Here is a 12199-nt window from a genome sequence, read left to right on the forward strand (position 1 = left end):
TTCTATTTCCTATTTTGTTTGTTCTTCATATATCTTAGCTTTTTCTTCGACCTTTAATATTCTTAGAGTTCCCTGTACTAAAGCTAACATTTCATCTTCTCCTGGTACCAATTCAACTGGGGCAATAAAACTTACCATTTCACTTATCCAAGTAGTAAGTCGCGTGTTATGAGCAAGCCCACCTGTAAGGATTATAGCATCAATTTTCCCAGAAACTACTGTTGCCATGGCGCCTATTTCTTTAGCTATTTGATATGCCATAGCTTTAAAAATAAGCTCTGCTCTCTCATCGCCACCATCTATCATTTTATCAACAATTCTACCATCATTGGTATTTAGATAAGCTACAAGGCCGCCTTCGCCCGTTAATTTTTTCTTTAACTGCTTTAGAGTATATTCTCCACTGAAAGCTAGTTTTGCTAAATCTCCTACTGGAAGTCCTCCCGTTCGTTCTGGTGAAAAAGGACCCTCTTCATTGGCATTATTAACATCCAAAATTCTTCCATTTTTAACTGGAGACACAGAAATTCCTCCACCTATGTGTGCAACAACATAAGTACTATCTTCAAAATTCTTATTTAATTTAGTGCAAACTCTTCTTGTTACTGCTTTTATATTTAAGGCATGGACTAGTGAACGTCTTGGAATCTCTGGAAGTCCAGATATTCTTGCCACGTCCAGTATCTCATCTACAGCTACAGGGTCTACTATAAATGAAGGTATATTAACTTTTCTTGCAATTTCAAAGGCTATTACCCCACCTAGGTTAGAAGCGTGTTCTGCCTGATACCCTATTTTTAGATCCGCGAGCATTTTCGGTGTAATTTCATATGTACCACCTGGCATTGGCCTTAATAATCCGCCTCTGCCAACTACTGCAATTAAATCTTCAAGGGCTATGCCTTCTCCCTCTAGCCATTGTAGAACCAACTCAGTTCTCATGTCCTTTTGATCATAAATTTTTTCAAATCTTTTAATTTCATCAGAGCTATGGGTCAAATTAGATGTAATTACACAATGTTCATTTTTGAATATTGATAATTTAGTTGATGTTGAACCAGGATTTATTGCTAAAATATATCCCTTCGTACTCATTTAAACACCTCTCCTTATTTGCCTCTATAATAATAGCAACTACTTATTACTAACTATATAAATATATTACTAGCTATTTCCATATGTGTTTTGTTGCCACTACCATTCTAACAAATATCATAGATGAAATTCAAGGGTTAAAAAAATTTATTATAGCTGCTTCCATTCTTTCATTATATTTTCTGCAACTTTTAGTCCGTCCACCGCGGCAGAAATTATTCCACCTGCATATCCTGCTCCTTCTCCTGCTGGATATAGGCCTTCTAGGGATATGCTTTGGAGTTTATCATTTCTATCAATCCTTACTGGTGCTGAGGTTCTTGTTTCAATACCAGTAAGTATTGCGTCTTCCCGTGCAAACCCATTTATTTTATAGTCAAATTTAGGCAACGCCTCTTTTATAGCATCCGTTACAAAGCTAGGCAAACATTTAGTAAGATCAGCAAATTTATATCCAGGGGTATAGCTCGGTTTTACACCGCCTATTTCAGTACTAACCCTTCCCTTTAAGAAATCTCCAACTAATTGTACCGGCGCATTATAGTTTGCTCCTCCAATATTATAAGCTAGTGCTTCACAATGCCTTTGGAATTCAATACCAGCCAGCGGGCTATCTGATCCAAAGTCCTTAGGCCCTACAGATACTACTATAGCTGAGTTTGCATTGGCCTTATCTCTCTTATATTTACTCATTCCATTTATTGCAAGGCATCCTTGTTCGGAAGCTGCTGCTACCACTTCTCCACCTGGGCACATACAAAAACTATATACCGATCTATCTAATTTTTCACTTGTATAAGTGAGCTTGTAATCAGCAGCTTTTAATCTTTCATGACCAGCAAATTTACCATATTGGTTTTCATCAATCATACCTTGTGGGTGTTCTATTCTAACTCCTATTGCAAAAGGTTTACTAGACATAAATATTCCTTTTTCATATAACATTTCATAGGTATCGCGCGCACTATGTCCTAAGGCTAGGATTACGCTATCACATGGTATTTCTTCTCCATTGACTACTACACTTTTTATTTTTTTATCTTTAATTTTTATATCTTCAAGTTTACTATTAAATCTCACTTCTCCGCCAAGCCCTATAATAGCTTCTCTAATGCTTTTCACAACTACTTTTAGTATATCTGTACCTATGTGGGGCTTGCCCATATATAATATTTCTTCTGGCGCACCAGCTTTCACAAATTCTTCTAATATATAGTCACATCTAGTGTCCTTTATTCTTGTAGTTAGCTTTCCATCTGAAAAGGTCCCTGCTCCACCTTCACCAAATTGCACATTAGATTCCGTATTTAACACTGCCCTTGTCCAAAACTTATTTATGGTATTTGTCCTACGCTCTACACTTTCTCCTCTTTCTATAATTAGAGGTTTATATCCCTTTTGTGCCATAAGAAGACCCGCAAACATTCCCGCTGGTCCCATTCCCACTATTATTGGTCTATGGTTCATATCTTTAGTTCCAAATTCAAACTCAGAATTATACTTGACTTCTTCAATTTTAACATCTTTATCATTTGCTCTGGTAACGATTTTCATTTCATTATCCATTTCAATAAGAGCTGCATAATTAAACTTAATATTATTTTTTTTCCTTGCATCTATGGATTCTTTGGCTATTTTAAAAACTTTTATTTCACTTTGGTCAATCTTCATTTTTCTTGCTGCCTTTATTTTTACATCTTCTATATTTTCGTCTATATCAAGAACTATGTTATTTACTTTAATTGCCATTAGTAGTTGTTACCTCCGTTTGTTTTTTCGTAATAGTTACTAATATTTTATCTGGAACTTCGGATATTAATTTTACGTCTTCTGGCATTGTCACCGTTACTTTCAAGGTGTGCTGACCTTCTACTAAATTAGCTAAGTCTACAGTAGCGGTAATTTCTTTTAAATCCAAGGCATTTATAACTGCTTCAGTGCCCGAAATAACTAATGAACCCTTATCTTTCTCTAACTTTACATCATATTTTTCATCTAAATTATTATATTTGATGTCTATACTTAGGGTTTTTTCCACTACCTTATCGGGGATTTTTTCTACTACCTTATTTATATTAATTTCAACCTTAACTACACTTTCGCCACTAGCACTAACTAAACTTACTCCACTAGGAATTATTACCTTTGCATCCATTGTAGTACTCTCACTTATTTTACTTAAATCAATAGCTTCCGTGCTTAAGTTTTCTAGTTGGTTAAGGTCAGCTATACTTCCGGTCACATCAAATCGTTCCGGCAGTACTTTTATACTTCCTAAAGTATATTTCGAGTCTAAATTCCCTGTGGTTTTTACTTTTATTCCTACAGATTTAGTCCTTTTTAAAGGGATCTTAACATCCATATGAGATGGGTTTACAGTAACTTCCTTTATTTCTTTCCCCGCGGCATCTACAGGTTTAAGTTTATAGCTTTTTATAACATCGGAATCCTTACCTTGTATATCTATTTCTATTAATATCTCTTTTACAATATCTACAAACTTTGACCCACCGACCACCATAGCATTGTTTTGTGATAATTTTGCTGCAGATGCATAATAGCCTTCTTTGGCCTTTCCAGTTATATTTACACTTATAGGCTTTTTAGCCTCAGTTATCTCATCTAAATTTATTGTTATAAAAAGACCATCACTATTAGTCACATTTATATTATTAGGACTTTTCCTTATTTCAATTGGAATTTTTTGTTCTCCTCTTTTAAGGGCATATGCACCTAAATCTGCCACTACCGTGAAATCTTCTGCTTTCGTATTTAAAAGCATACCAGTATTAGCTCCTTTAATATTTAAGGATGTGGTTAAATCTTGCCCTGGCACTATAATGAGCTTTGATTGAGTTAATATATCTGTATTTAAGAGCTTTACAGGTATGTTCTTAAGCTTATAAGCAGTCAGTGGACTTTCTGTACTTGTAATAAAAAGCCATAGTACAAAGGCAGCTATTACACAGCAAATTTTAATTACTAATTGTTGTTTCCCCTCTTTATCCATGACTTTACTCGCTCCTTTAAAGTTATTTTTTTACTTTGCCTATTCTTTATTATTTGAACAAGTATTTTCTTAAGCTTATCCCGGTCATAGTTTCTTACCAATCTCCCATTCACGGCGAGTGATATATTCCCTGTTTCTTCTGATACTATTATTGTTAGCGCATCTGAAGTTTCAGTTATTCCTATGGCTGCTCTATGCCGCGTTCCTAGTTTCTTACTTATTTTATCATTGCTTGTTAAAGGCAGAAAACATCCTGCCGCTATTATTCTATCATTTCTAATTACTGTAGCCCCATCATGAAGTGGAGTATTAACCACAAATATATTTTCTAGTAATGCAGCAGATATTACTGCATCCATTGTAGTTCCAGTTTTAATTACTTCTCCAATACCTGTTTTTTGTTCTATTACTATTAGCGCTCCTGTTCTACTTTTAGATAGGTTTTCAACAGCATTAACAACTTCAGTTATTACTATCTCCACCGTCTCTTCATTTTCAAATATGTGTTTATCTGTAAAAGCGGTCCTTCCAAGGTGCTCTAAGGCGCTTCTTATTTCTGGTTGAAAAATTATAACTATAGTCAAAACACCGATTGTTATTGTCTTATTTAAAATCCAATTTAACACAGTTAAATTAAGCAATCCGCTTATTGGTATAAGCACAAAAATAAGAACTATTCCTTTTAATAATTGTACAGCTCTTGTTTCTTTAATTAATATGTATCCTTTATAGAATATATACGCCACCACTAATATATCCAAAACTGAAAAAAAACTTATATTTTTAATTGTGCTTAACATTAATTTAAGTACATCCATAAAGCTCACGCCCCCTTACTAAGACTCCTATATACAATTATACACCATGCTATGGCTTATTAATATAAATTATAAGTTAATTTTATTATAATATTTAGACTTATAATCGTAAATTATTTTATTGAATTAATAGTTTCAAATGCTAAAGGTTCGAATTTTATAATTTAACTAGAATAATTTATAAATTATGATAATATAAGAATATAAATTAGGATAATATAACAATATAACAATATAAGCCAAAAAATAAAGGAGTGAGTTTATTTGAGCGAAAACAAAGATATTGCAGATGCTATTACGAAAAGAAAAACCTTTAAAATTATACTTTTTCTATCTATTATAATGACCTCCGTAGGGATCTTCTTTGCTAGCTACTATTCATCTATAAATAAGGTATATGACTCCTATGAAAGCACCATAGTAAATAGTATTAATGGTATTAACGAAGTTAATAAAAATATAGAGCAATCTTTTAATAGTAGCGGGACGATAGATGTTGAATATGCAAAAAAACAATTACCCAGTATCATTAATGATTTGACTAAATTAAAAGATGATTTAGCAACTTCGAAGCCTACTTCAAAATATAAAAAGGACCATGAAAATCTAAAACTAGGTTTAGCTAATAATTTATTAATCTATAGGCAATCACTGGCAATTTTAAACTCACCTTCCGGACCTTCAGTAGATGAATTTAGTACTACTCTTAAAACTTATAGAAATGACTGCATGAATTTTTATTCCATGATAGATACTCAAAAGATTAAAATAGAACTTCCAAAAACTTCATTAACCTTCATTGATGAAGTTCTTAATGACAGTTATATGGCCATAAGAATACAAAAGGAAGAAGATATTAAATCTAAGCAAGTCCAGGAATTCATTAGTAATATCGACGTCATATCCAAGAACTTTTCAGATGTTAAGATTAATTATTACTCCTATGTACTAAAAGTAAGAAAAAAAGATATATCCTATGATGAGCTCTTGTTATTAGTAGATGATAATATTACAAAATTAAGAAATGTGAAAACTACTTTTAAAGGCTTATCTATACCACCTTCTACCATCCCTACTTACGAAGCCTTTAAACCATTATTGGATATGTATGAAAGTTATTTAAGCGATTTTAAACTCTCACTTACTAGTGAAAAAATTCAAGCCTTAAGTTCTGTTATAGGCACATCAGCATCAGATACTTTATATAATTCTTCTAATGTAAAATTTGGTGAATTAGAAAATTTTTATAATACGTTTAATAAACTCTTTATTGAACTAAAAAATAAATATAATTAATGTATTATCTTTATACTCTTGGGCACACTATTACTGCCTAAGTAAAAAAACGCGGAGGAACCAAGCATTTGGGGTGAATCACAAGTTGTGTAGGTTAAACCTTTTCCGAACCCGTCAGCTAACTCCGTAGGCAAAAGGAGAGGATAATATGAAAAAATTTGCTTTTTTAGCTTGTATCTTAACATTATTCACATTATTACCTAGTTTAAACGTAAAGGGAGAATATTTGTATTCAAAAGGTTCCGAAATTAGAGATTTATATAATGAGAAAATAGAAGCTATAGCTGTATTTAATGGCTCCAATGACTCAATTTATGTAACTGATGAGGATATTTATCTAATGTCTCAAGTTGTGTATGCTGAGAGTTGTGGTGAACCTGCTAGTGGCAAACTTGCAGTAGCCTCTGTTATATTAAATCGTACTAGAGATGGTAGTTTTCCAAAATCTATTTCTGGTGTTATTAATCAAAGGAATGCCTTTTCTTGTGTTAAAAGGGGAAAGGTAGTTCATAAAGGAAAGCCGGATGTTATTCCAGATTCCGCTAGTTACGCAGCTGTATTAGATGCATTAAAAGGTAAAGACCCTACGGATAAGGCTGTTTTCTTTTATAATCCTGAAATATCAACTTCTCAGTGGATGAAGGATATAAAAAAGGCCAATATTAAGACTATAGGAAATCATGTATTTTTTGTAGTTAAATAAAAAAACTGTAGTTATGCACTACAGTTTAGGCAGTTAACTGTAGTTAGAACTAACTACAGTTGGCTGCCTTTATTTATTTCTTAGTTAAATCCAAATAGGAAACTGCACTTAAAGCAGCTACTAGGCCTTCACCAGCTGCTTTCATATACTGATACGGCTTTCCGGTGCAATCTCCTGCTGCAAAGCAGCCTTCTATGTTTGATTGCATATTTCTATCTACTTTTATATGATCTTGTTCTATATTAAGACCTGGAACTAATTGACTTGGAGATAAACTATCCCTGAGCATAAAAATCCCATCTGTAATTATTTCCCCATGATCTAAAATAAGCTTAGTTACCCTGTCTTCACCTACTATTTCTATAGGTTTATGACTTATTATCTCTACATTAGAATTTAGTTTATAGTCCCCTTTATACATCGGAATATAATAGGTTTTGCCACACAGCTCACTGACAAAATTAGTTTCTTCTTCAGCCTCATTATTATATCCTACTACAACAACTGTTTTCCCTTTGTATAACGGAGCGTCACAGGTAGCACAGTAGCCTACGCCCTTTCCTAATAACTTTTCTTCGCCTTTTAATGGTTTAGTGTATTCTATGCCTGTAGCTAAAATTATTGATTTAGCCTCATATATTTTTTCATTTACCATCAGTGCAAAATAATCTCCCATAGCGTAAACATTATTTATTCTCTCATTTACGATGCCTATGCCCATAGCTTCAATATGTGCTGCAAAATGGTTTTTAAGCTCTTTTCCCGTAAGATTATAAAATCCCAAAAAATTATTTACCTTTGGCGCTTTTACTAGTTTCCGACTTAATTCCTTACTTCCAAAGAGTATTATGTTTTTATTTCTAATTTTAGAATTAATAGCTGCTTCAAGCCCAGCTGGTCCTGTCCCAATTATAGCTATATCATATCTTTCTCCCATTATATTCCTCCTTATAAAGTCTGCAATCCATAAAATGGAGATGTTTATTTAAATTATAAAAATTTAAATAAACTATCTCCAGAACATCTCTATTAAATTATCTTCTGAAATGTAGTTAACCTTTATAAATTTCTTTGGATTATTTTCTTTATGTCTGCCTTAGGTCTAAATCCAACCATAGTCTCTTTAACTGTATCTTTGCTAAATACCATAACTGTTGGAATACTTGCAATTCTATACTTAGATGAGATCATTGGGCTTTCATCTACGTTAACTTTTGCAAATTTAACTTCTGTTCCCATTTCCTTTGCTAATTCTTCAATTACTGGACTTAGCATTCTACAAGGTCCACACCAAGGCGCCCAAAAATCAACTACAACTATATTATCTGAATTTCCAATTTCCTCATCAAAGTTTTTATCATTGACTTCTTTAATCATTTTATTACCTCCAGTTGTTATACCCCATCAGGGTATGTTCTATAGTATTATTGTATACCTTATTTTGTGACTAGTCAATAATTTTTTATTATCATTTGTTAAAATTAGGTTTTTGATGTTTTATGAAAATTGTTGCGCAAATGTTACATACTTTAGCATTAGTATGCCCTAACTTAACCGTAATAATATCCCCAGCTACTTCAATATATTTTTCACTACAGTGTTGTTGTATTGTGAATCGGGAAACTTTTTTATTAATTTTTCTGCGTAACCCTTAGCTTTCACTATATCTACGTCTTTATTTATAAGGATTAAATTATATAAAATTTCCTGTGTGTAGCTTCCCTTAGGAAATTGTTTTAAACTAAGTTCGTAATACACCACAGCATTTTGAAAGTCAGAACCAGATTTGTAACTAAGCGCTAACATATAAATTATATGTTCCTTTAAATAATTATCTTCAGAATATGGCAATGCATATAAAAAATATTTTTCAGCTTCAACAAACTTTTTATCTTGCATATACTTTAGGCCTTTTTCATAAAAATATACTATTCCATCACCCTTAATAATTTCTTCGGCTTTTACCATAAGTATTTTATCATTCATTTCCAAATCAGCAGTCTTCCACTGATTTATATACCCAATAATTTGCTCCATATTGTTAGTTTTTATAGCCTCTGCAAATTTTTCTTGTGGGAATTCCAGCTTTTGCTTTGGTTTATTTTCTTGTAGCTTATTTTCTATGGGTTTATTTTCAATAATGCTTGTACTCTTCTTATCTACCTGAGTATTTTTTTCAACTTCACTTTTACCCATTATTGATGGATTTCTTAGTTTATATATATATGCCTTACTTAATAGCAACACAGATATAGTTAAAAATATACTTGCCGTTACTATAGATATCTTTTTATAGTCTATTTCTCGCTTTAAGTTACCATATTGTATTAGGGTTTTTTTATTCATAATAGCCGCAGTATTTTTTTTATCTGTTTTTAAAACATCCATTATGTAAGGTAGCGCTTTATCATATTCTCCTTGTTTTATATAGCAAAGGCTAACAAGATTATTAACGTTTATAAAATTAAAGTGGCTGTTTTCACATTGCTTAAGAATTTCTAGAGCTCCAGAGATATTAAACCGCTTTATGAGATCCAAGGCATTAACATACAATTGTAGCTTTTCCTTATCCCTTGTACTATCCTTTAAATACTTTTTTGATACTTTATCATTATTTCTTTTATAATTTATATTCCACATTTTTTTAGCACTTTCTAAATCACCTTTTAAATAGTATAAAATGCCCTTTAAATTTAAAGCTGCAGCATTTGTAATATTTAAAGCAATACTTTTTTCACAAAGAGCTAATGCTTTGTCTATATATCCATCATTATATTTATTCATTGCTTTCACATACAATTTCCCTGATTTATCCATAGTTTCACCTTTATTTCACATATTTATGAGCAGTTTAATTATATAATAGAAAAGTATATATTACTACAGCTTCATTTCGCTTCGCTAAGTAAGTCTAAACTAATTTTACTGGAAGATGCTAAAATGTGCAAACTCGCTAGCGCTCAAACATGCACTTTTCTTAACGCATCTTCCATTAAAATTAGTTAAGACTTACTAAAGCTTGCTCAAATGAATCTTACGTAATATATACTTTTCTGTCCTCATTTAAACATTGGGACATCTATCTATCTATCTATCTATCTATCTATCTATCTATCAACAGTTACTGATAAATAATTAGAATTTTTAAAGGTTGAGATATACTGAAATGTGCACACTCCAAGTCACTCGAACATGCAATTTTCTTAACACATCTTTCATTGAAATTAATTAAGAATTATTAAAGCTTGTTCGAATGCAATTCACGTAATATATACTTTTCTTAACCTGTTAAATGCAAAATATGATTAAGAATGCAAATAAAGTATGAAATTTCTCCGAAGTGACTTGCAATACGAAAAGAAGAAGCTATTGAATTTCTTAATCGAATTTCAAGTTTCAATTTCATATTGCAAGGCACGTAGGAGAAATTTCATACTTACTTTTAGAATCATATTTAAACTTTATTTTTTCTCTTCACTTATAATTTGAATATCTGATGGTTTGTCTAATTGTGGCAACGTCATCTTACCAGACCCTTTATGAAAATGATTATAGGTATCATCGTCATAGATTAATAACTGAAATATTAAATCCTTGCCCTCTATTTTAAAATCCACTATTTGCTGCTTTTTATCTTTTCTCTGGTATAAGGTAGAAAGTTCAGTAGTATTAACATTTAAACTATACACCTCTGAACCATACTCTATTGTACCATATCCATAGCCAGCCACAATTATTAAATGCTCATTGTCCCACCATTCTATATTTCTTGGTGTGAATTGCCTTTGATTATTAGCAACTTCATACTTTACTATTTCATTGGTGCTTAAATTTTTAATATAAATTATGTGTATACCAAAATCTACCTCCCCTCCAATGACTGTATCTATAGCCGCAGAGCTTTTCCCATCTGTAGAGTTTTTCCATTTAAGCTCATAACTTAGGATAGGCAATTTTGCTATTATGCTTTTTTGAAATTGCAATGGTCCATTCTGTAGTGGAACACTTTTTTGGTTGGATTTTTCCATTGCTATGCTACTTTCAGGGCTATCCGCACCAACTTTTGCACTGCTATTATAATTATCTTTTGCGCTTGAATCAGACATAGCTGTGGGGTTATTTGTGGCTGTTTTATAGTTCCCTCCTATAAAGCCCTTTAAAATCATTGGAATGAATACTACCATAGCTATTACAGCTACTGAGTAAGATAAATATCTGTTTTTGTATTTTTTAAAATTATATAATACTTTATTTGAAGTCTTTTTACTATATCTATTTTTATCTATAGAATTAATTATGCTTGCCCTTGAGCTATTAAATTCTACACCACCTATTGATAAAACCATCTTAAAATCATTATCTATTTTAACCTCTTCCTCATATAGCCTTCTGCAGCTTTCGCATTCATCCATGTGTTTATCTAATGCAATTTTTAAATCACTTGAAATGTTTCCTACTACATAATCTTGTAATCCATTTTTGAATATATTACAATTCATTATTTACACCCCTTTACCTTTTGAGATATAAAAGTTTTAAAATTTTCTCTGCTTCTATAGTATCTCCGTTTTACATTTGATTCTGTCATTTGCAAAATTTGCGATAAATCATAAAATGAAAGGTTTTGTGAATATCTTATAATTAGTATTTGCCTATCTATTTCATTTAAACTATTTAAATAAGCTTCTACATTTTCTTTAGTTTCCATGAATTCTGCCGACTGTTCTGGTGACATTTCTTTTGATGTAATGTTTGGTATATCCTCTATATTTGATTCATATACCCTTTTATATTTTCGTATATAGTCAATAGATTTATTTTTAGAAATTTGCAGTAGCCAATTTAAAAACTTATGGGTTTTATCATAAAGATAAAGTTTATTGTAAATTGTAATGAAGACCTCTTGAGTTATATCCTCTGAAGCTTCTTTATCCTTTATCATGTTATAGATAAACCTTAAAACTATACCTTCATATTTGTTCACTAATATATTAAAACTATCAATATTTCCGTCTAATATGCTTTGGATTAATTTTGAATCTTCCCCCACTTGCAATTCCCTCCTTTGGATGGACTTTGTTTCTACCTTATATACGTTTCAAAAGATTAATAGTGACAAAGAAAAGTATATATTACTACAACTTCATTTCGCTTCGCTAAGGAATTCGGATTGCTCCCTTTATTTACGACATTTTCTAACGAATACTAACTAATTTATAGATTTCCTTATAAATTCATTTGGACTAATATAATTTAAGCTTCCATGTATTCTTTCTT

At 31.6% G+C, this 12199-nt stretch carries 11 protein-coding genes and 1 riboswitch; of the genes, 2 read left to right on the forward strand and 9 right to left on the reverse strand.

The annotated features are described in order from the left end of the window. Nucleotides 1-9 precede the first annotated feature (9 nt). From buk to cdaA, 4 genes are all read right to left on the reverse strand, one after another. The gene (gene buk / locus KPL50_RS04205) at nucleotides 10-1095 is read right to left on the reverse strand and encodes a butyrate kinase (protein ID WP_216297186.1); all 1086 of its coding nucleotides are present in this window, start codon (nucleotides 1093-1095) and stop codon (nucleotides 10-12) included. A 150-nt stretch (nucleotides 1096-1245) separates the two neighbouring features. Next, the gene (locus KPL50_RS04210) at nucleotides 1246-2844 is read right to left on the reverse strand and encodes an NAD(P)/FAD-dependent oxidoreductase (RefSeq protein ID WP_216297187.1); all 1599 of its coding nucleotides are present in this window, start codon (nucleotides 2842-2844) and stop codon (nucleotides 1246-1248) included. After that, nucleotides 2834-4105, reverse strand: coding sequence for a YbbR-like domain-containing protein (locus KPL50_RS04215; RefSeq protein ID WP_216297188.1), 1272 nt, complete (start codon nucleotides 4103-4105; stop codon nucleotides 2834-2836). Before KPL50_RS04215 ends, KPL50_RS04210 begins: the two co-directional genes overlap by 11 nt. Next, nucleotides 4078-4923 (reverse strand): diadenylate cyclase CdaA, encoded by an 846-nt coding sequence (cdaA, locus tag KPL50_RS04220; RefSeq protein ID WP_216297189.1) that lies wholly within the window; start codon nucleotides 4921-4923, stop codon nucleotides 4078-4080. Before cdaA ends, KPL50_RS04215 begins: the two co-directional genes overlap by 28 nt. A gap of 264 nt (nucleotides 4924-5187) precedes the next feature. On the opposite strand from cdaA, the gene KPL50_RS04225 reads away from it, so the two are divergent. Together KPL50_RS04225 and KPL50_RS04230 are read left to right on the forward strand one after the other, a co-directional pair. After that, on the forward strand, nucleotides 5188-6219 hold the full coding sequence (locus KPL50_RS04225) for a hypothetical protein (protein WP_216297190.1): 1032 nt from the start codon (nucleotides 5188-5190) through the stop codon (nucleotides 6217-6219). 24 nt (nucleotides 6220-6243) lie between these two features. Further along, nucleotides 6244-6366: riboswitch (cyclic di-AMP (ydaO/yuaA leader) on the forward strand. Between the two features lies 1 nt (nucleotide 6367). Next, on the forward strand, nucleotides 6368-6922 hold the full coding sequence (locus tag KPL50_RS04230) for a cell wall hydrolase (RefSeq protein WP_216297191.1): 555 nt from the start codon (nucleotides 6368-6370) through the stop codon (nucleotides 6920-6922). A gap of 73 nt (nucleotides 6923-6995) precedes the next feature. Here the strand turns inward: KPL50_RS04230 and KPL50_RS04235 are convergent, their stop codons facing one another. The 5 genes from KPL50_RS04235 to KPL50_RS04255 all read right to left on the reverse strand — a co-directional run bounded on the left by KPL50_RS04235 (nucleotide 6996) and on the right by KPL50_RS04255 (nucleotide 11972). After that, a complete protein-coding gene (locus KPL50_RS04235) occupies nucleotides 6996-7859 on the reverse strand; it encodes an NAD(P)/FAD-dependent oxidoreductase (protein WP_216297192.1) in 864 nt (287 codons plus the stop codon). Nucleotides 7860-7981: 122 nt separating this feature from the next. Then, nucleotides 7982-8299, reverse strand: a complete 318-nt coding sequence (gene trxA, locus KPL50_RS04240; RefSeq protein WP_216297193.1) for a thioredoxin — start codon at nucleotides 8297-8299, stop codon at nucleotides 7982-7984. Nucleotides 8300-8494: 195 nt separating this feature from the next. Continuing rightward, complete coding sequence (locus tag KPL50_RS04245) at nucleotides 8495-9739, reverse strand: tetratricopeptide repeat protein (protein WP_216297194.1); 1245 nt, start codon at nucleotides 9737-9739, stop codon at nucleotides 8495-8497. A gap of 644 nt (nucleotides 9740-10383) precedes the next feature. Beyond that, nucleotides 10384-11421: a DUF4652 domain-containing protein gene (locus KPL50_RS04250; protein WP_216297195.1), complete on the reverse strand. Its 1038-nt coding sequence runs from the start codon at nucleotides 11419-11421 to the stop codon at nucleotides 10384-10386. Continuing rightward, nucleotides 11421-11972, reverse strand: coding sequence for an RNA polymerase sigma factor (locus KPL50_RS04255; RefSeq protein ID WP_216297196.1), 552 nt, complete (start codon nucleotides 11970-11972; stop codon nucleotides 11421-11423). Before KPL50_RS04255 ends, KPL50_RS04250 begins: the two co-directional genes overlap by 1 nt. Nucleotides 11973-12199 lie beyond the last annotated feature (227 nt).

Origin of the sequence: Clostridium sp. CF012 (genome assembly GCF_018861755.1) — a bacterium.
GTDB lineage: Bacteria > Bacillota > Clostridia > Clostridiales > Clostridiaceae > Clostridium_AD.

Bases quoted from the DNA above. Each gene is read 5' to 3' on its own strand.
- buk (WP_216297186.1), bottom strand. From the start codon at position 1,095: ATGAGTACGAAGGGATATATTTTAGCAATAAATCCTGGTTCAACATCA.
- KPL50_RS04230 (WP_216297191.1), top strand. From the start codon at position 6,368: ATGAAAAAATTTGCTTTTTTAGCTTGTATCTTAACATTATTCACATTA.
- KPL50_RS04210 (WP_216297187.1), bottom strand. From the start codon at position 2,844: ATGGCAATTAAAGTAAATAACATAGTTCTTGATATAGACGAAAATATA.
- KPL50_RS04215 (WP_216297188.1), bottom strand. From the start codon at position 4,105: ATGGATAAAGAGGGGAAACAACAATTAGTAATTAAAATTTGCTGTGTA.
- KPL50_RS04250 (WP_216297195.1), bottom strand. From the start codon at position 11,421: ATGAATTGTAATATATTCAAAAATGGATTACAAGATTATGTAGTAGGA.
- trxA (WP_216297193.1), bottom strand. From the start codon at position 8,299: ATGATTAAAGAAGTCAATGATAAAAACTTTGATGAGGAAATTGGAAAT.
- KPL50_RS04235 (WP_216297192.1), bottom strand. From the start codon at position 7,859: ATGGGAGAAAGATATGATATAGCTATAATTGGGACAGGACCAGCTGGG.
- KPL50_RS04245 (WP_216297194.1), bottom strand. From the start codon at position 9,739: ATGGATAAATCAGGGAAATTGTATGTGAAAGCAATGAATAAATATAAT.
- cdaA (WP_216297189.1), bottom strand. From the start codon at position 4,923: ATGGATGTACTTAAATTAATGTTAAGCACAATTAAAAATATAAGTTTT.